This window comes from Larkinella sp., from assembly GCF_965227735.1.
Lineage (GTDB): Bacteria > Bacteroidota > Bacteroidia > Cytophagales > Spirosomataceae > Larkinella.
In genome coordinates, this window is record NZ_OZ245776.1 from 2125587 (window position 1) to 2151044 (window position 25458).

At 52.8% G+C, this 25458-nt stretch carries 21 protein-coding genes; 14 read left to right on the forward strand and 7 right to left on the reverse strand.

Translation table 11 applies throughout. The features are described 5' to 3' along the window. Positions 1 to 15: 15 nt before the first annotated feature. From ACO064_RS08025 to ACO064_RS08040, 4 genes are all read left to right on the forward strand, one after another. Entirely contained in the window at positions 16 to 807 is a 792-nt protein-coding gene (locus tag ACO064_RS08025; protein ID WP_421826870.1) for a glycoside hydrolase family 16 protein, read from the forward strand. A gap of 291 nt (positions 808 to 1098) precedes the next feature. After that, the gene (locus ACO064_RS08030; RefSeq protein WP_421826871.1) at positions 1099 to 1503 is read left to right on the forward strand and encodes a T9SS type A sorting domain-containing protein; all 405 of its coding nucleotides are present in this window, start codon (positions 1099 to 1101) and stop codon (positions 1501 to 1503) included. Between the two features lie 192 nt (positions 1504 to 1695). Then, positions 1696 to 2922, forward strand: coding sequence for a PQQ-dependent sugar dehydrogenase (locus tag ACO064_RS08035; RefSeq protein WP_421826872.1), 1227 nt, complete (start codon positions 1696 to 1698; stop codon positions 2920 to 2922). Positions 2923 to 3332: 410 nt separating this feature from the next. Continuing rightward, positions 3333 to 4622 (forward strand): GAF domain-containing sensor histidine kinase, encoded by a 1290-nt coding sequence (locus ACO064_RS08040; protein WP_421826873.1) that lies wholly within the window; start codon positions 3333 to 3335, stop codon positions 4620 to 4622. Positions 4623 to 4673: 51 nt separating this feature from the next. On the opposite strand, the gene ACO064_RS08045 is transcribed toward ACO064_RS08040, so the two are convergent. Both ACO064_RS08045 and ACO064_RS08050 read right to left on the reverse strand, forming a co-directional pair. Then, positions 4674 to 5078: a hypothetical protein gene (locus tag ACO064_RS08045; RefSeq protein ID WP_421826874.1), complete on the reverse strand. Its 405-nt coding sequence runs from the start codon at positions 5076 to 5078 to the stop codon at positions 4674 to 4676. Positions 5079 to 5199: 121 nt separating this feature from the next. Beyond that, complete coding sequence (locus tag ACO064_RS08050) at positions 5200 to 8067, reverse strand: PVC-type heme-binding CxxCH protein (protein WP_421826875.1); 2868 nt, start codon at positions 8065 to 8067, stop codon at positions 5200 to 5202. A gap of 471 nt (positions 8068 to 8538) precedes the next feature. Here ACO064_RS08050 and ACO064_RS08055 point away from each other — a divergent pair, with 471 nt between their 5' ends. The 6 genes from ACO064_RS08055 to ACO064_RS08080 all read left to right on the forward strand — a co-directional run bounded on the left by ACO064_RS08055 (position 8539) and on the right by ACO064_RS08080 (position 14341). Continuing rightward, a complete protein-coding gene (locus ACO064_RS08055) occupies positions 8539 to 9222 on the forward strand; it encodes an MCP four helix bundle domain-containing protein (RefSeq protein ID WP_421826876.1) in 684 nt (227 codons plus the stop codon). A 170-nt stretch (positions 9223 to 9392) separates the two neighbouring features. After that, entirely contained in the window at positions 9393 to 10130 is a 738-nt protein-coding gene (locus ACO064_RS08060; protein ID WP_421826877.1) for an OBAP family protein, read from the forward strand. Positions 10131 to 10238: 108 nt separating this feature from the next. Further along, on the forward strand, positions 10239 to 11132 hold the full coding sequence (locus tag ACO064_RS08065) for an ROK family protein (protein ID WP_421826878.1): 894 nt from the start codon (positions 10239 to 10241) through the stop codon (positions 11130 to 11132). A 61-nt stretch (positions 11133 to 11193) separates the two neighbouring features. Then, on the forward strand, positions 11194 to 11754 hold the full coding sequence (locus ACO064_RS08070; RefSeq protein WP_421826879.1) for a D-sedoheptulose-7-phosphate isomerase: 561 nt from the start codon (positions 11194 to 11196) through the stop codon (positions 11752 to 11754). A 422-nt stretch (positions 11755 to 12176) separates the two neighbouring features. Beyond that, positions 12177 to 13952: a 7TM diverse intracellular signaling domain-containing protein gene (locus ACO064_RS08075; RefSeq protein ID WP_421826880.1), complete on the forward strand. Its 1776-nt coding sequence runs from the start codon at positions 12177 to 12179 to the stop codon at positions 13950 to 13952. A gap of 116 nt (positions 13953 to 14068) precedes the next feature. Further along, positions 14069 to 14341: a hypothetical protein gene (locus tag ACO064_RS08080; protein WP_421826881.1), complete on the forward strand. Its 273-nt coding sequence runs from the start codon at positions 14069 to 14071 to the stop codon at positions 14339 to 14341. Between the two features lie 64 nt (positions 14342 to 14405). On the opposite strand, the gene ACO064_RS08085 is transcribed toward ACO064_RS08080, so the two are convergent. After that, entirely contained in the window at positions 14406 to 15116 is a 711-nt protein-coding gene (locus tag ACO064_RS08085; RefSeq protein ID WP_114408835.1) for a sulfite oxidase-like oxidoreductase, read from the reverse strand. 72 nt (positions 15117 to 15188) lie between these two features. Between ACO064_RS08085 and ACO064_RS08090 the strand changes: the two genes are divergently transcribed. Both ACO064_RS08090 and ACO064_RS08095 read left to right on the forward strand, forming a co-directional pair. Then, positions 15189 to 16064 carry a LytR/AlgR family response regulator transcription factor gene (locus ACO064_RS08090; protein ID WP_421826882.1) on the forward strand — a complete coding sequence of 292 codons (876 nt, stop codon included), beginning with the start codon at positions 15189 to 15191 and terminating at the stop codon, positions 16062 to 16064. 111 nt (positions 16065 to 16175) lie between these two features. Further along, the gene (locus tag ACO064_RS08095; RefSeq protein WP_421826883.1) at positions 16176 to 16916 is read left to right on the forward strand and encodes a hypothetical protein; all 741 of its coding nucleotides are present in this window, start codon (positions 16176 to 16178) and stop codon (positions 16914 to 16916) included. 282 nt (positions 16917 to 17198) lie between these two features. On the opposite strand, the gene ACO064_RS08100 is transcribed toward ACO064_RS08095, so the two are convergent. Both ACO064_RS08100 and ACO064_RS08105 read right to left on the reverse strand, forming a co-directional pair. Continuing rightward, positions 17199 to 19733 (reverse strand): YfhO family protein, encoded by a 2535-nt coding sequence (locus ACO064_RS08100; RefSeq protein WP_421826884.1) that lies wholly within the window; start codon positions 19731 to 19733, stop codon positions 17199 to 17201. Positions 19734 to 19820: 87 nt separating this feature from the next. Further along, complete coding sequence (locus ACO064_RS08105; protein ID WP_421826885.1) at positions 19821 to 20729, reverse strand: LEA type 2 family protein; 909 nt, start codon at positions 20727 to 20729, stop codon at positions 19821 to 19823. Positions 20730 to 20799: 70 nt separating this feature from the next. On the opposite strand from ACO064_RS08105, the gene ACO064_RS08110 reads away from it, so the two are divergent. Beyond that, entirely contained in the window at positions 20800 to 21390 is a 591-nt protein-coding gene (locus ACO064_RS08110; protein WP_421826886.1) for a Uma2 family endonuclease, read from the forward strand. Positions 21391 to 21395: 5 nt separating this feature from the next. Here ACO064_RS08110 and ACO064_RS08115 read toward each other — a convergent pair whose 3' ends face one another. Further along, on the reverse strand, positions 21396 to 23819 hold the full coding sequence (locus tag ACO064_RS08115) for an endonuclease MutS2 (RefSeq protein WP_421826887.1): 2424 nt from the start codon (positions 23817 to 23819) through the stop codon (positions 21396 to 21398). 179 nt (positions 23820 to 23998) lie between these two features. Between ACO064_RS08115 and ACO064_RS08120 the strand changes: the two genes are divergently transcribed. Continuing rightward, on the forward strand, positions 23999 to 24880 hold the full coding sequence (locus tag ACO064_RS08120; protein WP_421826888.1) for a hydroxymethylglutaryl-CoA lyase: 882 nt from the start codon (positions 23999 to 24001) through the stop codon (positions 24878 to 24880). A gap of 12 nt (positions 24881 to 24892) precedes the next feature. Here the strand turns inward: ACO064_RS08120 and ACO064_RS08125 are convergent, their stop codons facing one another. Then, positions 24893 to 25417, reverse strand: coding sequence for a hypothetical protein (locus tag ACO064_RS08125; RefSeq protein ID WP_421826889.1), 525 nt, complete (start codon positions 25415 to 25417; stop codon positions 24893 to 24895). Positions 25418 to 25458 lie beyond the last annotated feature (41 nt).

A 25458-nucleotide genomic window follows, 5' to 3' on the forward strand; every position in this document is an offset into this window, starting at 1 on the left:
CTGGTAAACGATACCGTGAAAAAAATCATCCTTTTGGCGCTCTTGGGGTGGTCTTGTGCGAATCCTGGCACAAGACCACTGGTTTCCGGCACGTCCGTTGAAGACAGTCCGCTGGCCCAAACGTTTCTGAACCAGGGCTATCAGGCGGTTTGGCGGGATGAATTCAACGGCGCGTCGCTGGACCTCACCAAATGGGAATACCGTCAGTTGGGCGTGGTGCGCAATCGGGGGCGGGTGGCGAAAGAAACCGTCCGGCTCGACGGTCAGGGAAACCTCCTCATCGAATTACAAAAAGTGGGGAATGAATACAAAATCGGCCAGTTGGGTACGGAGAAATTCTACAAAACGAAGTACGGTTATTTTGAATCCCGCGCCCGAATGAACCACGAACTGGGGCCACACGTGGCTTTCTGGCTGCAAACCCCGACGATGGGCAAGGTCATTGGCGATCCGGTGAATTCCGGCGTCGAAATTGATATTTTTGAATACCACCGCAAAGAACCCGCCACGATTCACCACAACCTGCACTGGGACGGCTACGGCAGCGACCACAAAACCGTAGGCAAAAAAGTAACCGTGCCCGCAATTGCAACCGGTTTTCATACCTTTGGTCTGCTGTGGACGGAGAAAGAATATATTTTTTACGTGGATAACCGGGAAACCTGGCGCACCACCACCGCCGTTTCCCAAACGGAAGAATACCTACTCCTGAGCCTGGAACTCACCGGCTGGGGTGGTGACCCCGCGCTGGCCACGCTCCCCGACGATGTGGCCTACGATTACGTCCGGGTTTACCAGAAAAAATAACCGGGTTATTTCGATTAGGAATTACATCTGACAATTCTGTTACACTCACGAATTGCCCCTAAATCCCCTAAAGGGGACTCGGACGCAGTTTAATCCAGATGCTAAAAGTCCCCTTTAGGGGATTTAGGGGCAAAAAGCGAAAGTCCTATCGTTGTTGAAATCCTCCCTTTCTCTAATTCCTCCCCTTTTCCCAAAAATAGCAGCTATCGACTCATTTGTGACAGTCTTTTGTGCCGTTGATGCCGACCTTTGATTCATTCAAACAGAAACAAAAATCAAACATCATACGCCATGAAAACGCTCATCAAATCCCTGCTCGTTGCCTTTACCCTGACCGCCGTAACCGTCTCGGCTTCTGTAGCTGACACCAACAAGCCCGCTGGAAAACCCAAAACCGCAGCCGCCTTCAAAAGCAGCATGTACAAAACGACGGAAGGCAAAATCCAGATTGCCCTGCAAAAAGAAACCGGCGGAACGGTGTTCGTTCGACTAACCAACAGCGCGGGCAAGGAGTTCTTCGTGCAGCAATTCGGCAAACGCCAGGAAGCGGCCCGGGTGCGTCTGGACGTCAGTGCGTTGCCCGACGGCGTCTATCAGGTCGCCATCAGCAACGGAGTTGAAACCACCACGCAGGAATTAACGCTGGCCACAACTCCGCAGACCCAGGCGGCTCCCCGACTCGTCGCTATCAACTAAGAACAAACCCTCTCTTCCTAAACCTGAAAAAAACCGGCTCCAATGGGGTCGGTTTTTTTCAGGTTTAGGGGAGATTCCGGGCCGTACGCTCGCTATTCTCCCCTTTTCAGATCATACACATTGGCTTTTCAGGTTAGCATGATCAAAGGATGATAATTCCCTATTCACGCAACGTTCACAGCCCATTTGAAAATGAAGAATCTACATTTCACGTCTTTGCTGGCCGGCCTGGTCGGATTAGCCTTCGCCAGTTCCTGCACCAAGGACCATCTCATTGATGCCAAAATTCCCGAAACCAACAAAGAACCCACGTCGGCCAGTATTCAGGGGAATGTCTTTGAACCCGCATTGGTCGACGCCACCGACGCTCGCGTGGCCCAATTGAAGCTCCCGGCGGGTTTCAGCATCGCCAAGTTTGCCGACCAGCTCGGCAAGCCCCGGATGTTGGCCGTCAGTTCGTCGGGAAATGTGTACGTCACCAGCCGCGAAGCGGGAACAGTTACCCTCTTGCGCGATACCACAGGTGATGGAAAAGCGGATCTAAACCAGGTGGTCGCCAACATCAAGGCCGTGCATGGCCTGACGATTCACATGGATAAACTGTATCTGGTAACGGTGAAAGAAGTGTACCGGGCCGATCTGAATTCGGATGGCACGCTGGGCACACCACAGCAACTCATCAACAACCTGCCCGATGGCGGTCAGCACCCGAACCGGACCATTGGGTTTGGTCCCGATGGGTTGATGTATATCACCGTCGGCAGCACCTGCAATGCCTGCGCCGAACCCAATGCTGAGCATGCGACGATTCTGCGGGCCAATGCCGACGGCAGCAACCGCATCATTTTTGCCAGTGGACTGCGCAATACCATCGGTTTTGGCTGGCATCCCGAAACCAAGGAACTCTACGGTTTTGACCACGGCATCGACTGGCTCGGCGACGAACAACAGAAAGAAGAGCTGAACCAGATCAAACAGGGTGCTTTCTATGGCTGGCCGTACATTTACGGGGATGGCAACTACAACCCGCATCCCCGGCCGATGGGCGATACCACCTACGCGCAAATCCTGGCCAAAACGACCTTACCGACACTCTCCTATGAAGCCCACGCGGCTCCCCTGGGCATGGTGTTCTACACAGGTGGTACCAACGGTTTTCCAACGGACTATCAAAATGATGCCTTTGCCACGATGCGCGGCTCCTGGAACCGGTCCCAACCGTCTGGTTATAAAGTGGTACGAGTCCATTTCGAGAACGGAAAACCAACACGCATCGATGATTTTGTAACGGGTTTTCTGGTTAACAACAACCAGGCACAGTTTGGCCGCCCGGTCGGTATTGCGACGATGCCGGATGGCTCACTCCTGTTCACGGACGATAACAACGGCGTCATTTACCGCGTGAGTTACAAACCGTAAGGCAAAGTCGGTCAGCTTTTATCCAAAACCTGCTTTCCTGAAGGGTACAAAAAAGTGATAGCACTTTTTTGTACCCTTCTTTTTTCTCCAGGTAACCCTATAGTTAACGCAAACTGTGAGATTATTAACCCCGGAGGGGTCCAATGTTACCAGCAAATGATTATTTTAATAGTTCCAAAGCGTGCCGATACGTACGCAACTAAGCCTATAATCTTGCGGTTTAAAACAAACCGGTTGAAATGCTGGTTAGGTGCTGAAGACAAAGCCTAAATTTGTTCATTAATCGATTCATTCATAGAAAATATCCTACCAAAACGCTACCAGACTGCTATTTACTGATGCCACCGACTTTTTCGCCTGAAGAAATCAACCGAATTAATGCGTTAAAAGCATACCATATCCTGGATTCTTTGCCCGATAGTGACTACGATGCCATTACCAATCTGGCTTCCCAAATCTGTCAAACGCCCATTTCCCTCATTAGCCTGATCGACGACAAAAGGCAGTGGTTTAAATCCAACCACGGGCTCGATGTGCGGGAAACACCGCGTGAACTGGCGTTCTGCACCCACGCCCTGCAAAATCCGCTGGAAACCTTCATTGTAACCGATTCCAGAACAGACGAACGTTTCGCGGGCAATCCGCTGGTTACCGGCGAACCGCATGTTATTTTTTACGCGGGCGTTCCCCTCGTGGAATCAAACGGTTTTGCCCTCGGTTCGCTGTGCGTCATTGATCACGAACCGAAAGTGCTGGATGCGCACCAACTGGATGCATTGAAGATTCTGGCGAAACAGGTGGTGAACCTGCTGGAATTGAGAAAAGCAAACCACGAGCTGAGGGAAAACGAGGAGCGTTTTCAAACGCTGGTCAGCAACCTGGAGGAACAAGTTTATGAACGCACCCGCGAACTGGAAGAGGTCAACAAGGAACTGGCGGCTTCCAATAAAGAACTGCTGAAATCCAACGAGCGGTTGCTCCAATCGAACAACAGCCTGCAGGAGTTTGCCTATGTGGCATCCCACGACCTGAAAGAACCGCTGCGAAAAATTCAGTCCTTCAGCAGTATGCTATCGGATCAGTACGGTTCGGTGCTGGAACCTTCCGGTCTGGATTTGCTGAACCGGATGAAGATGGCGGGCGAACGGATGTCTACTTTGATCACGGATCTGCTCAACCTCTCCCGTTTGTCGACCCAGCGGGAGGTCGATATTCCCGTTTCGCTCACGGCTCTGGTGAATCTGGTGATGACGGATCTCGATGGCGTTATCTCGGAATTGGGGGCCAAAATAGACCTCGATCCACTGCCGGTGGTGCTCGGCGATTCCCGGCAGCTCCGGCAACTCTTCCAGAATCTGCTCAGCAATGCGCTCAAATTCCACAAGCCTTCCGATCCCCCGCAGATCCGGATCAAAGCCCGCTGGGTTGCGGAGGAGAATCTGCCTGATGGCGTTCAGACGCGTGGAAAAGCCATTGCTTACCATTGTATCGATGTCATCGACAACGGCATTGGTTTCGATGTCCGGTATGCGGAACGGATTTTCCAGGTTTTCCAACGCCTTCATGGCCGCAAAGACTATGCCGGCACCGGGATCGGTCTGGCCATTTGTGATAAGGTGATCAAAAACCACGGCGGAGCCATTGTGGCCACCAGCCAGGTGGGTCAGGGCGCTACATTCAGCGTTTTTTTGCCCGTTTGAGTTATTCTTCTGCGGCCAGCCGGAATCGTCATCAGACTTACTACTTCCACATTATAGACTCACTTTCAGCCATTTCAAAGTTTGCATCCCTCCATAGGCCACCAGCAGACCAAGGAGTGATCCAACACCGCCCCAACCAATATCGGCCCAGCTAAAGTGCCGGTGTGGCATCGTGATCTGTCCCGCTTCCGCAATGGCCGCAATACCGGTGAGGCCCACCAGCGTTGCCAACCACCAAACCGGCGATTTCCGTAGGCGAAAGAGCCAGATACCCGTGATCAGCCCCAGAAACACGAAGGGAACCGCCGTGCGTAAATCGCCATTGGCCCGGGCGTCGGTCCAGTTCGCGATCCAGTCCGGTACAAACCAGACCAACGCCATATCCGGATTCGGTACCCAACTCAAATAAAAAACCAGGGCAACACCAAGCGCAACCAATAGAAAGACAACCCGCATACGTTCAAATGAAATTTATGATGAATGTAGGCGGTATATTTTACTTTTCCACTCCCGGTAAATCGCGAATTGATCCAGTCAAAGAAAACGCTGGTAAAGTACCATCGGTTTTTGGATGGAATTAATCCTCCAGTGCCTTCGCCAGCACCTGCTGAATTTCGTGATTCTCGTGCGAATGCTCCATTTTTCCCAACCGCCCGTTCAGTTCTTTCAGCACTTTTTTCGAGTCATTCGACCCAATGGCACCAATGCGTTGAACCGCATACGGCATGATTTTCGGGAGCTTGGCTTTCTCGGCCATCTGCAGCAGCCGTTTGGCGTCCACAATAGCCAGCGGTTCGGCGGCATACCACACCATCAGCGGCAGGTTAGGATCGTCTTTATCCTCGGTTTTTTGAACGAGGGCTTCCAGCACGTCCCACCGCTGCGCCGGTTCCAGACGCAGCATCGCCGAGGTCAGGTATAGCCGCACCAGGGCCGAATTGTCATTCCGGGCCAGGGTCGCAAAGCGTTTCAGGGTTTCCGGCGACACGGTTTTGTCCTCCGCCAGCAGTTGAATCGCCCAGCTTCGGACGTACTCGCTCTCATTGGCAAGCAGGTCTGCCAGCTCTTTTTCGGTCAGCCCTTTCGTGACGTGCAGCGCCCACAGCGCCCGGAGTTTCCGGGTAGCGTCCGGGTTTTTAGTCAGTATTTCCTTCAGCGCTTTGTGTACTTTCTTGTTGGGGCCGCGCTCCTGCAAAATCGTGCGCGCCTGTCTGACATACCACTCGTTCGGATTGAGCTGCTGATTTACCAGTTCCAGATCCGACGCTTTCGACAGATCGACCTGCACCCATTTGTCATTCTCGTGGGTAATCTTGAAAATCCGGCCCATCGTTTTGTTGTGCACATCCGGGTTGGCGCTGTGGCACTGGTTCTTATCATACCAGTCGATGGCAAAAACCGATCCGCTGGGGTCGTATTTCATGTTCAGCCACTGCGACCACGAATCGTTCATGGCCAGAAAATCCGGTTTGTGTTTCACCACATAGCCCGATCCGGAGCGGGTCGGATGATCCTGGTTCAGCCGGGCGCCGTTGATGTTGTTCATAAAAATATCGTTGCGGTATTCCTGCGGCCAGCTATGGCCGAGGTAGATCATGGCCCCGGCGTGGGCGTGCCCCCCTCCCGCTGCCGCCGACCGGAAATTGCCGGCATGAGGTCCCCGTTTGCCCAGCCAGTGAACGTGATCGGCGTGGGTTTTGATGTCGTCGTAGGTATACGGATTGAAATGTTTACCGGCCTGCCGGAAATACCGCCCGCCCTGAATCATGTGATACATGTGCGGAATGACGCAGGCCGTGATAAAGGCATGTCCGTAGTCGTTGAAGTCGATACCCCAGGGGTTGCTGGTGCCTTCGGCAAACAGTTCAAACTGGTGGTTGGTCGGATGATACCGCCAGACCCCGGCGTTCAGTTTGGTCCGCTCCGAATCCGGTGCGCCCGGTTTTCCGACGTTCGAGTGCGTAAAGACGCCGTGGTTGCCATACAGCCAGCCATCGGGACCCCAGCGCAGGCTGTTGAGGGTTTCGTGGGTATCCTGCGTACCCCAGCCGTCGAGCAGTTTCTGGACCGGACCGGTTGGTTTATCGGTTTTGAAATCCGCCGGAATGAACAGCAGATAGGGTGCCGCCCCCAGCCATACGCCCCCCATGCCCACTTCCATCCCACTGACGAGGTTCAGTCCTTCGGCAAAAACTTTTTTCTTATCCAGCGTTCCATCGCCGTTGGTGTCTTCAAAAATCAGGATGCGGTCCCGGCCCTGGCCTTCGGGTGCCGGAACCGGATACGTGTGGGATTCGACCACCCAAAGCCGCCCCCGCCAGTCGATGGTGAAACAGATCGGTTTGATGATGTCGGGTTCGGCGGCTGCCAGCGTAATTTTAAATCCTTTCGGCAGGGTCATCACCTTAGCCGCTTCCGTACCGGACAGCCCGGCGTGTAGGACGGGATCGAGGGGTGGCAGAATGATGATGTCCTTCTGATCCAGCTCGTTCGGAAAGGTGGGACGGGTGGGATAAAACAGAAACGCATCAAAATTGATGTGCGCCCACTTGTCGTTCGGAATATACGGAATCTGGGAAATACCGGTTTCATTGTCGATAATCCGAATGAAAATATCCTGGTTCAGATACGGCTGCAGATCCACGACGGCGGGTTGGAGCGTGGCCCGGCCCTGTCCGGTAATGTGGTAAATAATCTTGTTGGTTGCCGCCTGAACGAGTTCGACGCGCGTATCCTGCAACGCCCCGCCCGACACCCGGAAAGCCGCAAACGGCTGGGTCACTTTGAACGGTACGGAAGTCAGCGTGCCGGTTTGTTTGTAGTTCGCCGTTCCTCCGCTGCTTAGGAAATACTTGCCTTCAAAACCGATGTTCATTTCCTTTTCGTGCACCGGCGACGGATCGGCGTCAAAGAGTGGGTTGGCAAATGCGTCGCCCGTGGCCGTCCAGTCTTTCAGCGTGCCGGTTTCAAAATTCAGGTTGAGCGGCTGGCCGTCCTTCATCGGCACTTGTCCGGCAATGGTGGCGTCCGAAATCACGCCCTCCACCACCTCGATGGCTCCCACCATTCCCGCGGCCCGGTGGCCCGGAACGGAGCAGTAATACGTATCATTCTGTCCGGCCGTAAACGTGATGCTGGTGCTGGATCCTTTTTCGAGGATCGTCTTGCTTTTCACCTTGAGTTTTTCCAGCGCAATGTCGTGCGTCATCGTCTCGCCGTTGGTAATCGTAATGCGAACCCGGTCGCCTTTGTTGGCCCGTAAGGTGGGATTTCGGGCGCCGTTTTTGCTAAAAAAACCGGTCATGTTCGCTTCCAGCGCATACTCACGGTCAATCTTCGTGGTGTCCTGAATGGATGAAGTGGGCGAAATTCGTGCCGCAGGATCCGGTTGGGTTATGGCAAGAATGGCAAAAACGAAAGGGATGAACAACAGGAGTTTGTACATGAGAACAAATCATAAGGGTCTAGGAATCTATACGTTAAAAGTAGGAGAAAATCCAATGTCTCCAACGTTCTGTCTCCACCAAATTTAGGCCCGTTGAAACAGAATCAGCGCTCAAACTTTGTTAGCGCTTTGACTTTTTACTCCTCAATCCCCTCATTGATTTAAACGAAATAACCGCCGGATTCACGTTGTGGCTTATCAGCCCACCGCTAAAGCGGTGGGCTGATAAACATTTACTTCGGCGGTTATTTATTCGAGAACTTTTAGCATCCGAATTAATCCGCGTCCAAGCCCCCTTTCAGGGCAGGGCTGTTAAGTTCTGTAAATTAGGGGGTTGGGGACAAAAAGCGAAAGTCCTATCAATGACGCCCTACAGCAAGGATGAAAAAGTATATAGAAAAAATCTTATTTTCGTTAATTAGTAGAGAATAGGGGAACGGTATTACCCTCAAAATTTAGTCTGTACGGGATATGAAATGGTCATTTGTTATTCAGCAAAAAATGAAGGCCGCACTTCTTCTGAGCGGAATTATGGTATTGATTGTCCTGAGCACGTTTCTTTCCCGCAGCAACATCAACGACATCGATAAATCCTTCTCTTCCATCTACAAGGATCGGCTTATTCCGGCAGTCGATATGGTTCATTTAATCGAAAATCTGTACATCAAACGGCTTGTGGTGGAGAAACACCTCATGGCATCCACTCCTTCCACTCCGGCCGAAATCAAAGCCCAACTTAAAACACAAAACCAGTCGATCGATTCACTCATCCGGAATTTTGAAAAGACTTTTCTGATTACGGAAGAAGCCAAAAGTCTGCACGATTTTAAAAACCGGGTTAGTGACTATGCGATCCTCGAAAACCGTATTCTTCACCTGAGCGAATCCGGAAATAAAGAAGCGGGCCGTAAATTGTTCAACGGCAAAGGCTCCCAAACGTTTCAACGGGCCATTGCTTGTCTGAATGAACTAACGCAAATCCAATATACTGAGGGTCAGAGCCTGGTTAAGGAATCAAAAACAGAATCCTCGCAATTTAACCTCATCTCCTCTCTCCAGATTGCCGTCGCTATTGTGATCGGTTTGCTGATACTGGGCCTGATTTATAACTCTAAAATCATCCAGCAGGACCGACAACCTTTTCATTTAAACTAGTCACAATCGATTTTATATACAAACAACAACCTCCTCATATAAAAAATTAAACCGCCCTGGCAATCGCATATCTTTTCCAAAAAAGTAACTTCCCCGGCAAAATTACCTCGAACAAATCCTGCGAACGAAAGTTGTGATGTTTGTAGAGGAACGCATTTTTTTCTGTCACAATGATCAAATTGGGGTTTTATGTACTGGGAGCGGTCCTGCTACTGGCTTGTGGAGGAGACGATACGTCATCCGGTGCACCCTCAACCCCTTCGTCCGAAACAGGTCGGGCCAAGACTAAAACCGCACAAAAACCGACGAACCCCGCACAGCAACTGGCGCTTTATCTCAACAAATTTCAATTTTACAACGGTCGGCGGGCCAGCCAGTTCGAGGCCCATCACTATTGCAGTACGCTCAGCGAAGACCTGACGCAATGCGTTATTTTTGACGGCAACGGGGCGAATGCCAAATTGATGGGTGTGGAATACGTCATTTCGGAGCGCCTGTTTAAAACCCTGCCGGACGATGAAAAAAAACTCTGGCATAGCTACCGCTACAACGTGAAAAGCGGGATGCTGGTGGCTCCCGGTTTAAGCCCAAAGGCCGAGCACGATCTGATGAGTACGCTGGTTACGCGGTATGGCAAAACCTGGCAACTCTGGCACACCGATCAGGACTCGTCGCTTCCCTTCGGTGGCCCGGCGCTGGTGATGGACTTTACGAGAGACGGCCAGATCGACCCCGGCCTGCTGCAAACCCGCGACAAGCGATTGAAGGTCTCAACGGCAGAAAAGCGGCAGTTGCGATCCGACATTCTGGGACGCCCGCCCGTTTCGGGGGCCGACGCCTGGCAAAATGGCCCCGGCATCCAGCTTCCGGCGCTCACCCGACGAAATTATCCCCATCTTCAGAAATGATACCCTCCGGTAATTTTTTTCTTCTTTACTTTGCCGGACGACTGTGTTTCTGACACATCGCCTGACCATCTATTCCTACGCATGGCGGATTGAGTTTCGCCCAACAGAATGAATCTTGGCATTGAAATTGGCGGTACCAAACTGCAACTTGTAGCGGGTGAAGCAACCACCCTTCGACACCATTTCCGGTTTATGGTCGATCAGTCCCGCGGGGCCGCCGGAATTTTAGCCCACATCGACGACACCCTCCAGCAACTTCCCGAACCCATTCAAACCATTGGCGTTGGGTTTGGCGGACCAGTCGACACCCAAACCGGCCGGATCGCGACCTCCCACCAGATCGAAGGCTGGGCCGGTTTTGGTCTGGGCGAATGGCTGCGGCAACGGACATCGGCCCCACGGATTCGGGTGGAAAACGACGCCAATGTGGCGGCTTTGGGCGAGGCCCTGCACGGTGCCGGACGCGCATTCCGGCAGGTTTTCTACGTAACCCTCGGCAGTGGCGTTGGGGGTGGCCTGGTGATCGACGGGCAAATTTACCACGGAATGCCACCGGGCGAAACCGAAATCGGTCACATTCGGCTCGATAAAACCGGCACCACCCTGGAGTCGGTCTGTTCCGGCTGGGCCGTTGACCGCGAAATCCGCGAAGCGCTGACCAATCTGCCCCCGGACTCGATTCTGAAACAAATGGTTGGCCCGGCACAAACCGGTGAAGCCCGGTTTTTACGGGAAGCATTCGACCGGGGCGACCCGACGGCCCGGCGAATCTTCGGGCGACTGGCCGACGATCTGGCGTTTGGACTCTCACACGTCGTACATCTGTTGCATCCGGACGTCATCGTGCTGGGTGGTGGCCTGTCGCTGACCGGTGAACCCCTGCGGTCGGCGGTCGAGAAACGGTTGCCCGCCTATTTGATGGGCGCTTTTCAACCCGGCCCGGCGATCCGGCTGGCGGAACTGGGCGAAAATACCGTGCCCATTGGCGCATTGAGCTTATAAATGACTAACCGGGCGTTCGTTCGGTTCAACAACCCTCTACTATTTCAATCTTATACTTGGTATGCAAACGTATTTTGAACAGTATCTTGCTCATCATCAGGCCGCTATCGATTCCATTCCGGTTGCGCGCGTGGAGCGCATCGTCAAGCTGCTGAAAACCTGCTGGGAAGAAGACCGCCAGTTTTTTGTTTTTGGCAACGGCGGTAGTGCGGCCAATGCCTCCCATTTCATTACGGATCTGGGAAAAGGAGCCTCCGACCGGCTCGGCAAGCGGTTTCGCTGCCTGTCGCTGAACGACAATACCGCCTGGATTACGGCCCTCGGCAACGATTATTCCTACGATGATGTGTTTGTGGGGCAGTTGCAAAACTACGCCCGGCCCGGCGATCTGGTGCTGACGATGAGCGTCAGCGGCAGTTCGCCCAACCTGGTGAAAGCCGTGCAGTGGGCCAACGAGCACGAACTGACGACGGTGGCCCTCGTTGGCGGCAAACGCGGCACCCTCGCCGACCTCGCCCACGAAGTGATCGCCATTGACTCGGTTCACTACGGCCGCGTGGAAGACGCCCACATGACGATCTGCCACATGCTGTGTTACGCATTTATGGAGAATAGCATTTGAAGAAAGAAAGCGGTTTTGCGGAGTTGAACGGAGAAAACCGCTGCGGACTCCGGACTGATAAAACCCTGCGGTTTTGTTGTGCACAGACGACAAAACCGCAGGGTTTTCGGTTTTAAATTGCGGACAATAGGCTGGTTACATTAAAGGTCGGACGTGTTGCCCGTTCGTTGATTGTGTCACAAACCTTCTCTCTGGCGCAAACCGGCTATAGGTACCCTTTTAAATTTATCAGAAAATAGTTGGACTTTTCATTGTGTCCGGCGTTAAGTTTAGGGGCAATTCCGTTTAAAAGCGGTTCTGTCAACTTTAGCACCGTCACAAGCATGTCTTTCAGGCGTACCAATGGGTTCAACAAGGCGTATGAGACCGCTTTCCGGGCAACTGACTCAGTGGCTTTTCGGGAGTTGACAAATCAGCTATCCTTGAAGAACAGGTTTCTGTTTGTTGTTTTTTTATTCAGTACCGAGTGCGTCCTGGCCCAGCCGCCCTACACCCTGACCAATCGCTCTGCTGCCCAAATTACCAGCTACGCGGTTTTGCCCGATCAGGGGTATTCATTGGATGAAATCCGTACCGATACGACACTTCGCTTCATAACCGGCGATTCGCTCCGCCCTTCGACTTCCCCTCAATACTGGCTTAAGTTGGTCATAATCAACCCTTCTTATTACGACGAACCGTATAACCTGACCGTAATTCCATCACTGAACAATACGCTGTACTATTTTGACGCCAATGCCGGGCAGTGGATTTCCCACCAGGCCGGGGTCACTATTCCCTATCCGAAACGCCGGAACCGGAGTTTGCTAGCCTTCTTAGCCACGGGAAAAACCGCAACGACTCTGTATATAAAAGTTGATTTAACCTTATTTCAGGCAGTGCCGAAGGCAATCAAACCGGCGATACTCCTTGAGAAAAAGGCGACAACCGACCGTCGGTACAACCTGATGCTCATCACCTGGATTACGTCGCTGACGGTGTTGTTTCTGTTTTTTTTAAACAACCTGTTTATCTACTTTAACTTCAGGGATAAAATCGTTCTTTATTACCTGCTTTCGCAGGTGGGCGGGATGGTTTATCTTACGGATTTCAAACAGTTTTTTCAACTTCTTTTTCCCTGTCCGGTTTTCACCGTGGGGTTTTCGGCGGAGGGTCAATTCAACTATTTTGATCTGGGTCATTTGCTGCAGCATCTTGGCATTGTTTTGATTCTGTATGGCCAGGTGCAACTGACACGAGCTTACCTGAATACGTCCATTGCATTACCGCGACTGGATGCTGCTCTCAAATACGGTTTGTATGGCTACAGCCTGTTGTCGCTTGCCATTGTGATCATCAACAGTTGCTGGGTTTATCTAGAAAACTATACCTTGTGGTACCATAATATTGTTTCACTGCTGGTAATTGGCGGAATCATGAGCGCCTGTATCCTCGGCTACGTCCGCGGACTCCCGGCAGCCCGGCCTTTCCTGCTGGCCAATATTCTTCCGCTCGCGTTCATGCTGGGCATTGCCTTATACCACGTCTTTGTCACTTACTCGAACACCGATGCGTTGTTTCTGCCGGATTTGGCCATTCTTTCGCAGGCTCTCGCCTTCTCGATAGCCCTCATTGCCCGAACCAAAACCATTCAGAAAGAATTAATTGCCCGGAAAATCGAAACGCAACAGCTTGGGTTCGATATGCGGGAAATGGAATTGAAGCACCGGTTGAGCGAACTCGAAAACCAGAAAATCAGTGCGGATATCCGGCACGAAAAAACCAGAAACGAATGGCTACAGGAAAGGCTGGATACCAACCAACGGGAGCTAGCCTCCACGACCCTGTATCTGGTTCAGAAAAACGAGTTACTTTCTGACCTCAAATCGCAGCTCTTGAAACTGAATAAACAGTTTCCGACGGGAAGCCAGCAGGGGCTGAAAGGGATCGAGTCGATCCTGCAAAGCAGCCAGTATCTGGATGCCGACTGGGCGAAATTTAAAATTCATTTTGAACAGGTTCACCCGGATTTTTTTGAAAACCTGCTGGCGAAACACCCTTCTCTGACTAAGTATGAAATCCGGCTCTACGCCTATTTCCACATCAATCTCTCGACGAAAGAAATTGCCGCTTTACTCAACATTGATCCGGCCAGCGTGCGCCGGGCCAAAACCCGCCTGTACAAAAAAATGGCGATTACGTCTTCAGTAACCTCCTGACAGTAAAAATAGTACAACCCCTGTACACACTTTGTCTACGGATCATTTTAGGACATTGGCCCGACAAAGGGTTAGTTTGTCGGACTAACACATCTGTCCATACTAACCCAAAGCCCATGTATATTTCACCGGAAGACTACGATTTGCAACCCTTGCTCATTAAACAGGGTGCCTTGATTTTGTGGGGAGTATCGCTACTCCGTTGGGCAGACCGTGGTTACGTTCATCATCTTTACCAGCTCAATGATTTCTATGCTGAAATGTGTTATGATGAAACTACCGGCCACCTGACGGAAATTGCCACCTTCAGAAGCAAGCACCAGCTAGCCGCGCATCTGGACCTGATGACCATTCAGCGATTGACTGTCAGTTCGGAAGCTAAGGGCTAACAAAACCGGCCTCTTTCCGGGTGGTAACGATCCGTCGACCCCGTGCAAAGCCGCCGGATCGTCTTTAACTATACCGATCATTCCGCCACGGATAGGCCGTGTTGGAATAGCCACGTTCTTCCCAGAAGCCCAGGCGGTTCCCGGCCAGAAACTCGATGCGTTTGATCCATTTGGAGCCTTTCCAGGCGTAAAGCTGGGGCGTAATCATGCGAACCGGCCCGCCGTGTTCGAGCGGAAGCGGCTCCCCCTCAACGGTGTGAACCAGCAGCACGTCGGATTTGAGGGCTTCTTCCAGCGCGATGTTGGTCGAGTACCCATCAAAACCGTAACACATGACGTGCGTAGCGGTTTCTTTCGGCATCACCAGCGCAGCCAGATCCGCAAACCGGACGCCCACCCACGGCACATCCAGCTTCGACCAGGTCGTTACGCAGTGAAAATCGCTCACATCCTCCGTTTGGGGCAGCGCCATGAAATCTGCCCATTTCAGCCGAATCGGCTGCTCAACTTCGCCGTCGATGGCCAACTGCCACTTGTCCAGCGGAATGTTTGGTTGGTAGCCCAGGTCGAGAACCGGCCATTTTTTCGTAACCGTCTGGCTTTTTGGTATCTTCGGCATCCCGTGGCGGTTCGGCGGTCCGGACCCCAGCGGTTTTTCGTCGGTCATCGACGGGGTATTCTGAATGGCTTCCTCAAACCGGCGTTTCAGCTTCATGCGGGCGTCGATGATGCGGTCGAGTTTATCAGCATTCGGGGCGGTTTCGTTCGGCTCCATGCGTTTTTAGTTTGATGATCAACGGCCGTGAGCCGTTCTGTTTTTATAGTACAAAAGACAATTGAAACCATCATGGAGCCGTTAAGCCGCCGACAACACGGTTTTTTGCTGCTGATTCTGGTCCCGCTTCTGGCAACGATCGCGTCGCACGTCGTTTTTTACCGGCATTTTCCGTGGCAGTCGGCCTATCGCTTTCCGACGGCTTATTTTCTGACGGTTGCCACCGTCATGCTGTCGTGCTGGTCGGTCAATGTACTCATTTTCCGGCATTTCGACCGCCGGTTGCCGTTTTCCTACAACCCGGCCCGACGCATCGGGCGTCAGTTTTTGGTCGGCGGTTTGGTCACGTTGCTGACGTTTTCGGTGGTTTTCCCCGGCGCCATCCGGCTGTATTCCGGTTTCTGGCCCAATTCGGTTCACCTCACCTCCGGTATATTTGTCTGCATCACCATTGCCACACTGGTCAACGGCGGCTACGTCGGGCTGTATCTGCTCCAGGCATTCCGGCTCGAAAAACAATCGGCGACGGAAGCCATTAATCTCCGATTAAACCACGTGCAACCGCCTGTTCAACCGGTTTTTGATGCTGCCCTTTTGATCGATGCCGGTTCCCGCCAGTTCCGGTTGCGCCCCGACGAAATTGCCTATTTCTTCTCGACGCAGGGCGTGGTGCTGCTGGTCAAAACCGATGGACAGCAACTGACTACGAATTACAACTCTTTTTCCCGGCTGGAAAGTTTACTCCCCGAAGGCTATTTTTTCCAGTTGAACCGCCAGTTTATCGTGTCGCTGGCGGCCATCCGAACGGTGCAGGACGACAGCAACCGCAAGCTCCGGGTGACGCTGACCCCGGCTTTGCACCGGAACCAGCCCGAAGAAACCGTGACGGTCAGCCGCTACCGGAACGCCGAGTTTAAGAAGTGGCTGCAACCGCTGACCACGGGCTGACCTTTCATCCCCGGTTTCCGTACCATTCGTTGAATCGGGCTCGTAAACCGTTCCAAAAACCGTTTTTGCCGCCTTGCTTTGCAGCATCCAACCAAAAAATGGTCATCAACGATGCTACGCAATCTGTCACACCTTTCCGACAATCCGCCCCTCTGGCTGAGCCTCTGTTTCGGCGGAATTCTGATCCTCACCTTAGCGGTTTTCTATACCGCCCTTCGCCAAGCCGTCCCGACCAAAGCCGGTTTTATCCTCATGGGTATGCTATTCTGGCTGACGGTTTTGCTGGTGCTGGCCCACCGTCAGTTTTTCCTGAACATCGACGCCGTGCCGCCCCGGTTTTTGCTGGCGATTGGCCCACCGCTGCTGGTCATTCTGGGGTTGTTTCTCACGAAACCCGGACGTGCTTTTCTGGATCGGTTGCCGCTTCCAACGCTGACGTTTCTGAACACGGTCCGGATTCCGGTGGAACTGGCGTTGTACGGTTTATTCGTTTATCAGCAAATTCCGGAAGTCATGACGTTCGAGGGACGCAATTTCGATATTCTGGCGGGCATCACGGCTCCACTGGCGGGTTACTGGGCTTCGAAAAACCGACCAGCCGACCACCGGAAGCTCCTGATTTGGAACCTCCTGGCGCTGGTTCTCCTGTTGAATATTGTCGGTCATGCCATCGTTTCGGCCCCCACCCCCTTTCAAAAACTGGCCTTCGATCAACCCAACGTTGGCGTATTGAAATTCCCGTTTGTGGGTTTGCCCGGCCTGGTGGTGCCACTGGTTTTGCTCGGGCATCTGGTTTCGATCCGTCAGTTGACCCAAAAAATGAAGAATGCTTCAGCCATCATTGCCGTTTAAACCGGCCAAAAATACCGTAAGGCATGACCATTTTGTAGAAAAGATGGTCTAAACTGATCAGAAATGCCGGTAGGCATGACCATTTTGTAGAAATTGCACTACGTTACCAAATAGTAAGTTCCGTAGGAACGATTCATTTGACTAGTGCACTAAATGGGCCGTTCCTACGGAACTTGCAGGTTTTTCTTCCAGGCCTCTGCTACAAAATGGTCATGCCTAACGGCATTTCTGATCGGTTTAAACGGTATCGAAAAGCGTTTTAAACCGACCTCGCTCCGATTTTTATACCGGTTTTTTCCGGTTTTCGATAAAAACCGCCGTTCCGATAAACGCGATGATCAATAACGAACACACCAGATCGACCACTTTACCGACGCGGATCGAAACCGGATCAAATTTGAAAACAATCGTGTGTTTTCCGGCCGGAACGCGCATCGCCCGCAACACGTAATTCGCCCGCAGGTGCGGCACTTCCTTGCCATCGATGGTGGCCTGCCACTCCCCGCGAACGTTGTAATAGATTTCGGAGAAAACCGCCAGTTGCTCGCTGGTTGCGTTGCTTTCGTAGATCAGTTCGTTGGGTTTGTAACTGGTCAGGCGAATCGAATTGGCCGCCGAATCGGGCTGGATTTTCAGCCCGGTCAACTGTTCGGCAAACCGCTGATCGACCACGGCGGCTTTGGCGGTATTCAGGCTATCGAGGGCTTTCATTTCCTCGTTGGCATTCGGTACCAGCCGGTAAGTCTCCACGAACCAGGCATTGCCCAGCGCCCCCGGATTCCGTTGCGCCACCGGCGGCCCCGGTGCCTGCTGCGGGTTAGCGGTTTGAAGCTGGGTGATGAAATACTTCGTATTCAGCATGTTGATGACGTTCATCGCATTGGGTGCCGACTGGGGTTCCCGCAAATTCCGGTAAAGCTGAAACTCCGCCAACTCCTGGTACCGGCGCAGTTTGGCCGCGTGATAGCCCCCCAGCGACTTGTGGAAATACGACGCTTTGGCGTCGCTCATGAAACTGGCGGTGAGGTCGAGCACCCGGAAATCGAGGGCTTTGTCGGCCAGAATCTGCTCGTCGGCGGCCGTTGGCGTAATCGTTTCCTGAATGGCCTGTTTGCTCACAAAATCATCGTTATTGAAATACCGCTTGTCGACGTTGAAGAGGTCAAAAATCATCAGCGCCAGCAAAACCGGGTAGAAAACAAGCGGTTTGATGCGATCCCGGACAAACAGCCAGATCAGCCCGCCCACCAGCAAAATCAGAATGGCTGACCGGAACGCGTCGGAACGCAACATACCGATGCGGTCGTCGACCATCGCGGCAATCACCTGTTCGGCCAGTGGTTTACTTTGCAGACCCTGTTCCAGATTATTCAGCATCATCTCGTCGTTGTTTCCCCGAAAGCTTTGAAAAACCGTGGGTGCCAGGGCCATCAGCAGCGAGAAACCGGCGGTTGCGCCCAGACTGATCAGCAGCGGGCGGTTGAGTTGAGCCGCTGAATATTTTCTGTCTACAATCTCTTTCAGGGCCAGAATGCCGAGCAGCACCAGTGGCAACTGCGCCAGCGTGAGCGTCATCGTGACCGCCCGAAACTTGTTGAAAGCCGGGAAATAATCGAAAAAGGCGTAATTGAAGGCTGGAAAGTTTTTGCCCCACGCCCAGGCGATGTACAGAAAAGCGATGCCGAGCGCCCACCATTTCAGCCGACCGGGAACAATCAGCAAACCGAGTACGAACAGAAAAATGACGATGGCACCCGCATAGGCCGGGCCGCTCTGGCTATACAGATTTCCGTGATACATCGGCAATTGCTGCACAAACTGTTGCGCATTGCCCGGATCGACGCCGATGCCGGTCATTTTTTTGTAGGTCTCCGAGTCCGTCGTGAGCGAACTGACGGAAGGGCCACCGGCATAATTGGGAATAAGAAGCGTGAAGGTTTCGCCAATGCCATAGCTGTACTGAAACGCGTAGTCTTTCCCCAAACCGTCTTCCGGCGTCGTGGATGCAGCCGCAGGGGCACCGGGTTCCGCTTTGGGTGTTATGGTCAGTTCGGATTTTCCACGCGTGGTGACGGTCACATAATCAGCGGCATTCCAGAGCCGGGTGGTATGCGTCCCAACGGCAAGAATTGCCGCAACGCCCAGTGCCGACAACGCCAGCAGCAGTTGGCGGATGCGCCCTTCGCGGATGGCGACCACGCTCTCGATCAGGACGTAAATGATGATGCCAAACGCCAGATAATACGTAATCTGCACGTGGTTGGCGTAGAGTTCAAGCCCCAGAAACAAAGCTGCCAGCGCAGCCCCGGCGAGGTATCGGCCCCGCAAGGCCAGGATGACGCCCCCCAGAATGCCCGGCGCGTAGGCCAGGGCCAGGATTTTTGAAACGTGACCCGCTTCCAGACTCAGCAGGGTATAAGACGCAAAACTATAGGCAATGGCTCCCAGGGCCGACAGCCAGACGTTGACGCCCAACGCCAGCATGAGCACAAAACCGCCCACCATCATCAGCCAGATGTAATTAGCCGGATCGGGAAGCAGCAAATTGATATATTGACCGAGTTTGTGGGTGAGGCTGGTGGGATAGTCGCCGGAAATCATGTAGGCGGGCATTCCGCCGAACATGCTGTTGGTCCACCAGGCCCATTCGCCGGTTTGTTTGTGGTAGTCGACCACTTCGCGACCGGCCGCAACGGACTGAATGATATCGTGTTGGTTCAATCGTTTGCCCTTTAAAACGGGCGAGCAATACAGGACGGCCAGAACCGCAAACCCAATGACGGCGACTAAATGAGGAAGAAAGCGTTTGAAATTCATACAATCGTTAGGAATACGAAGCGCAGCGCAGCGATGAAATAACGAGTAAAGAAACGCTTTTTTCCAACACGGCGGAAACTCCGCCCGTCACTTTTTCAGTTCCTTGAGGTCCGCCAGGGTGCCTTTGATGCGGTTTACGATTCGGCTATCGTCCAGGGCGCTGTTACCATCCGGGCTAATCAGCTTACTCCGGAAGACTACCAGAAAGGTGGTATTTTTCTTGTCGAACAACGCCTTCAGGGCGACGTTGTCGAATTTTCCGGGTTTGAGCGTCACCGGAAAAACCACGGGCGTAACGGACTGTTCCTTGATGAGGATGGGTTCGGGCTGGCTCCCTTCCGCAATGACATCGCCATCGATGCTGACCACATACTGCGACTCTTTGAAACTGAACGGGATTTTGTTGCGGTTACTGATGTCGGCTTTAACGGCCAGCTCAGTTTCTTTAAAACCGATTTTACCAAACCGGATGTCAGTTAGTTGAACAGTTGGAATATAGAGCGTTGGCAGTTTTTTGTCAGTTTTGACCGAAAACGTCCGCTGTCCCAACACCGGCACGTCCAGATCGAAGGTGGACCGAATCGTATACACCGTGCTATCGACGTTTTGCCGGTCCAACTGCTTCAGAATATTCGTAAACCGCTTGTAGAGCAGCTTGACCGGAAGCGTAACCAGGGTGCTGTCACCAGCCTCCAGTTCGACGGTTTTGCGGTAGCTGTCTTTCATCACCAGTGCCGTGTCGATATACACTTCATAATCGACGCGCTTTGCTTTGAAACCGACCGGCAACGGATTGTCGATCAGCAGCTTCATGTTCATCGTAAGCTGATCGTCGTCGATGTCGGTAATCAGGAAAGAGGCCAATTCCAGCCGGGGGACCAACACGGTTCCGTGGGGTTCATCGGCCGCCCGTTTCTGCTGACGCTGGTACCAGATATAGGCACCGATAAAGCCGATCAGCAGCAGGCCCAGCGCAATCAATCCTCCTTTTTTCATCGTGTTGCGTTACTTGTCGGGTACTAAACCGTCCTAGTATGAGACTGTTTACCAAGTATTCATTATTTTTATGGAAGCAAGAAATTACGAATTTTCGATGGTCACGGGGACAGAGAAGAAAATATACACCTTCGAGGAATACGAAGCACTGGAAAGAGAAGAAGGCATTCGCTATGAATACGTTGATGGCGAAGTCTTTGCGATGGCCGGAACGACCAAAAGGCACAACACGATCGTTCAAAATGCAACCTTTGCATTACGAGCCGTTGCAAAAAAGAAAGGATGCAGTGTTTACTCTGAAAGCGTTAAGCAAAAACTGAAAACCGGCGAAAAATACGTCTATCCTGACGTGATCTACACCTGCGAACCCGCCGATCTGGCCGATGATTCAGAAACCGTTGTGCAATCGCCCAGCCTATTGATCGAAGTAGTTTCCGAATCTACACAACGGTACGACATCCGCGAAAAACGACTTGAATACTTCAAAATCCCGTCACTCCAGTATTATTTGCTCGTGTCTCAAAAGCACTACTGCGTTGAACTCTATGAACGCTCGGCCGATTTCTGGAAATACACGATTTATGACGGTCTGGACGCCAAAATCGAGTTGGAGAAATTGGGGGTTACAATGTCGCTGGCAGAGATCTACGAAGGTATCTGAACGTATCATTTCATCTTCACCACCGTCACCCCAGCCCCGCCCCGGTCGACGTGCTCGTCCTGCATGGACGTGACCTGCGGGAAGGTTCGCAGGTGATTCCGCACCAGCGTCCGCAGAATACCGTCGCCTTTGCCGTGCACGATCCGGAGTTCGGCGTAGCCCAGCATCAGGCCGTTGTTGATAAAATTGTCCAGTTCCACCATCGCTTCTTCGCCCCGCTGCCCCCGAATGTCGAGGTTGAAGCTAAAGTTCATCATCTTCTCGTTCAGGTCGATTCCCTGCATTTTAGGCCGGGCGGTTTCGCCAACGGCTTCGCGGTAGACTTTCCGGCTGACTTTCTCCAGCCGGTTGAGCTTGATGGTTGATTTCAGGTCGCCAATCCGAATTTCGACGTCTTTTCCGCGCAACGCCAGCACCTCGCCAATGGTCGATTGCCCTTTGATCTGCACGAAACTGCCCACGGCGATGGCCCCGGATTCGGGCAAAAATTCCTCCGGCTCGACCTTTTCCGGTTTTTTACGTACTTCCTCCACCAGCGTTTCCGGCTTCAGTTCTTTTTTGTCAAACTGCTCCAGTTCCTGCCGAACCAGCCGCGTCATGTCCCGCTCGGCTTTGTTTTCCTTGATTTCCCGAATGGTGTTTTCAATCCGCTGATTGGCCTCGGCCACCAGGGCTTTGGCTTTTTGCTTGGCTTCGTTCAGCAACCGTTTCTGGTCGTTGTCGAGCCGGGTTTTCAAGGCGTTGGTTTCGGCCAGTTGCTGGGCCAGTTTGCGCTGATTGATGCCGACTTCCATGTTTTTTTCGGCAAACACCCGCTTCTCGATGTCCAGCTCTTTCAGCAGTTTTTCGAGGTTCACCTGCTGCGAACCCAGCTTTTCCTTGGCCCGGTCGATCAGCGGTTTGGGCAGTCCGATTTTCGAGGCAATTTCGAACGCAAACGAGCTACCCGGTCGGCCAATTTCGAGTTCATACAGTGGTTCGAGGTGTTCGCCGTCAAACCGCATCGCGCCGTTGACCAGCCCCGTCGTTTTGTCGGCAAAAAGTTTGAGGTTGGTGTAGTGCGTGTTCACAACGCCATAAGCACCCGATTTGGTGAGTTCTTCCAGAATGGCTTCGGCAATGGCCCCGCCCAGACCAGGTTCGGTTCCGGTACCAAACTCATCGATCAGAAACAGCGTTTTGCGGTTTGCAAACGTTACAAACGCCTTCATGCTGGTCAGGTGCGAACTGTAGGTACTGAGGTCGTTTTCCAACGATTGCTCGTCGCCAATGTCGATGAACAGATTCTGAAAAACCCCCGCCGTGGAGCCTTCAATCACCGGAATCAGCAAACCGCTCTGGATCATGTATTGCAGCAGGCCAATCGTCTTGAGCGCCACCGACTTCCCGCCCGCGTTGGGTCCCGAAATAATCAGAATCCGCTGGCCCGAATCAAGCAGCAAATTGAGCGGAACCACTTTTTTACCCTGTTTCTGAAACGACAGATGCAGCAGCGGATGCCGCGCCTGGAGCCAGTCGACCAGCGGCTGATTGACCAGTTTCGGCATCCCGGCGTCGATTTGCAGGGCAAACTTGGCTTTCGCCCGAATGAAGTCAATCAGTCCTAGGAACGTAGTAGCGCGTTGTAATTCAGGCAGGTAGGGACGAAGCAGGGCGGTCAGCTCGCGCAGGATGCGGGCCACTTCGCGCCGTTCTTCATACTCCATCTCGCGGATTTCGTTGTTGGCATCGAAAACCTCCGCCGGTTCGATAAAAACCGTCTGCCCCGTGGCCGACTCGTCGTGGATGAAGCCCTTCAACCGCCGTTTGTGTTCGGCCGAAATCGGAATCACGACGCGGCCATTTCGGATTGTGAGCGAAATATCGTCCGGCATCCAGCCCTGCTGGCGGGCGTTTCGCATGATTCCGTCCAGCTTCTTGCGCAAACCGGCCTGTTCCGAGATGATGCGACGGCGAATGGTAGCGAGTTCGGGTGAGGCATTATCACGGACGTGGCCCCGGTCGTCGATGACGCGCTCGATGGCTTCGGTCAGCTTTTTGTCCACCGTGATGGCGTCGGCGAGTTCGTTCAGATACGGGTAGACTTCTTTTTCTTTTCCCGCCAGAAACCGCAGGCACAACTGAATGGTTCGAAGCGTTAGTTTCAGGTCAAAAAACTCTTCCTCGGTGAGCATCATGCCTTCGATCCGGACTTTGGCCAGTTGCGGACGAATGTCGAGGTAATTGGACGACGGAAATTCCGGTTCATACTGCACGATGGTCTTGAACTCGGCCACCTGCCGGAGCATTTTGTCGATCAGTTGGAAATTATCGGAAAACCGGATTTTATCAACATACGACTGCCCCAGCGGGCTGATACAAGCCTGCCGCAGCAAGTCGCGGATTTTATCGAAACCTAATTTTTGTTCAAATGAATCGGGATAGAGCATTTGTTGTTCTTCTGATTGTTACGTACCTGCGACCGGCGCGTCGGGGGTACGTGAAATAACACCGGCGACGGAAAAGCAGTTCGATTCTTTTTTTTGTAAAAACCGCAAAACTACACATTGAACGGCAATTACCGGTTCTGAACCGGCTACCTTTCGTTCAATTCTACCATCTTGCACCCATGAATTCGTTTAAATTGATCGAATGCCCACGCGACGCAATGCAGGGCCTTCCCGGTTTTATTCCGACAGCCGACAAAATCCGGTATTTGAACGCGCTGTTGCGGGTGGGATTCGACACGCTCGATTTTGGCAGTTTCGTGTCCCCTAAAGCCATTCCGCAGCTACGCGACACGGCGGAGGTGCTGGCGGGTCTGGATCTAAGCGAAACCCAAACGAAGTTGCTCGCCATCATCGCCAACGTGCGCGGGGCGGAGCAGGCGGTTTCGTTTCCCGAAATTCAGTACCTCGGTTTTCCGCTGTCGGTCTCCGAAACGTTTCAACTCCGCAACACCAACAAAACCATCGAACAGGCGTTTGCGGAGGTAGACGCTATTCAGCACCTGTGCGCTGCCCACCAAAAGCAGTTGGTCGTCTATCTGTCGATGGGTTTTGGCAATCCGTATGGCGACCCGTACAATCCCGAGTTGATTGGACAATTTACAGAACGGCTGATTCAGACCGGCATCGAAATCATTGCACCTTCCGATACCGTCGGTTCGTCGACACCCGAAAGCATCGAGACCTTGTTCCGGTATTTGCTGGCCACGTTTCCGGCCATCGAGTTCGGCGCCCACCTGCACGCCCGACCGGAGCAGGTTACCGAAAAAGTGCGGGCGGCTTTGCGGGCGGGGGTTCGGCGCATCGACGGGGCCTTGCACGGCCTGGGCGGCTGTCCGATGGCGTCGGATAACCTGACCGGCAATCTACCAACGGAACATATTATTTATTTAGCTGAAAAAGAAGGAATTGAAACCGGAATTAATCAAAACCGCCTGGCCGAAGCCCTGGTTTTATCCTCCAAAATTCTCAATACCCACGAACCGCCGGGCGGCCCCGTTTAGTGCGTAAATACGTTACAGAAAAACCGCCTGCACCTCATCCTTGACGGCTTTGAGACCGGCCGCCGTGGGCTGGCTATTCTTCTGGATTACAATGTCGAAAATCTTTTTGGACAACTCCAGGGCGGGCGATTCGGGCGAAACTTGCCCGGCGGCTTCGTTGATGAGCATAATCACCTCATTCATGGCGTTCTGCACCTCTTCCCAAACAGCCTGGCTCATATAAATTTGTTGGGAGACGTTGTGATTGTATTCTTCCCGGATTTCGCGCAGCAGCAGTTGTTGCAGATCCAGCGCCACCACGGCCTCTCCGCTCAGCCGCAACAGCAGATTGGCGGGCGTGATGCGTTCCAGAAACAGGGCCATTCGTTCGTAGGCCTGGAGCCGCAACGGGGTTACCTCGCTGGCATACCGGTTTTTCTGATCGCCACGTTGTTTTTCGGCTTCGCGTTCGAGCATCAGTTTGACGGTTACATACATTCCGTACAAAACCAGACTGGCCGGAACCAGTAATTTTACTAAATCAGGAATAAAATCCATACGTAATTTTCAAGCGTCGTTGATCGGCTTTCCGTTATCCA

Excerpts from the sequence above, each read along its gene's own strand:
- ACO064_RS08030 (WP_421826871.1), top strand. The coding sequence starts at position 1,099 with ATGAAAACGCTCATCAAATCCCTGCTCGTTGCCTTTACCCTGACCGCC.
- ACO064_RS08035 (WP_421826872.1), top strand. The coding sequence starts at position 1,696 with ATGAAGAATCTACATTTCACGTCTTTGCTGGCCGGCCTGGTCGGATTA.
- ACO064_RS08045 (WP_421826874.1), bottom strand. The coding sequence starts at position 5,078 with ATGCGGGTTGTCTTTCTATTGGTTGCGCTTGGTGTTGCCCTGGTTTTT.
- ACO064_RS08050 (WP_421826875.1), bottom strand. The coding sequence starts at position 8,067 with ATGTACAAACTCCTGTTGTTCATCCCTTTCGTTTTTGCCATTCTTGCC.
- ACO064_RS08055 (WP_421826876.1), top strand. The coding sequence starts at position 8,539 with ATGAAATGGTCATTTGTTATTCAGCAAAAAATGAAGGCCGCACTTCTT.
- ACO064_RS08060 (WP_421826877.1), top strand. The coding sequence starts at position 9,393 with ATGATCAAATTGGGGTTTTATGTACTGGGAGCGGTCCTGCTACTGGCT.
- ACO064_RS08065 (WP_421826878.1), top strand. The coding sequence starts at position 10,239 with ATGAATCTTGGCATTGAAATTGGCGGTACCAAACTGCAACTTGTAGCG.
- ACO064_RS08070 (WP_421826879.1), top strand. The coding sequence starts at position 11,194 with ATGCAAACGTATTTTGAACAGTATCTTGCTCATCATCAGGCCGCTATC.
- ACO064_RS08080 (WP_421826881.1), top strand. The coding sequence starts at position 14,069 with ATGTATATTTCACCGGAAGACTACGATTTGCAACCCTTGCTCATTAAA.
- ACO064_RS08085 (WP_114408835.1), bottom strand. The coding sequence starts at position 15,116 with ATGGAGCCGAACGAAACCGCCCCGAATGCTGATAAACTCGACCGCATC.
- ACO064_RS08090 (WP_421826882.1), top strand. The coding sequence starts at position 15,189 with ATGGAGCCGTTAAGCCGCCGACAACACGGTTTTTTGCTGCTGATTCTG.
- ACO064_RS08095 (WP_421826883.1), top strand. The coding sequence starts at position 16,176 with ATGCTACGCAATCTGTCACACCTTTCCGACAATCCGCCCCTCTGGCTG.
- ACO064_RS08100 (WP_421826884.1), bottom strand. The coding sequence starts at position 19,733 with ATGAATTTCAAACGCTTTCTTCCTCATTTAGTCGCCGTCATTGGGTTT.
- ACO064_RS08105 (WP_421826885.1), bottom strand. The coding sequence starts at position 20,729 with ATGAAAAAAGGAGGATTGATTGCGCTGGGCCTGCTGCTGATCGGCTTT.
- ACO064_RS08110 (WP_421826886.1), top strand. The coding sequence starts at position 20,800 with ATGGAAGCAAGAAATTACGAATTTTCGATGGTCACGGGGACAGAGAAG.
- ACO064_RS08115 (WP_421826887.1), bottom strand. The coding sequence starts at position 23,819 with ATGCTCTATCCCGATTCATTTGAACAAAAATTAGGTTTCGATAAAATC.
- ACO064_RS08120 (WP_421826888.1), top strand. The coding sequence starts at position 23,999 with ATGAATTCGTTTAAATTGATCGAATGCCCACGCGACGCAATGCAGGGC.
- ACO064_RS08125 (WP_421826889.1), bottom strand. The coding sequence starts at position 25,417 with ATGGATTTTATTCCTGATTTAGTAAAATTACTGGTTCCGGCCAGTCTG.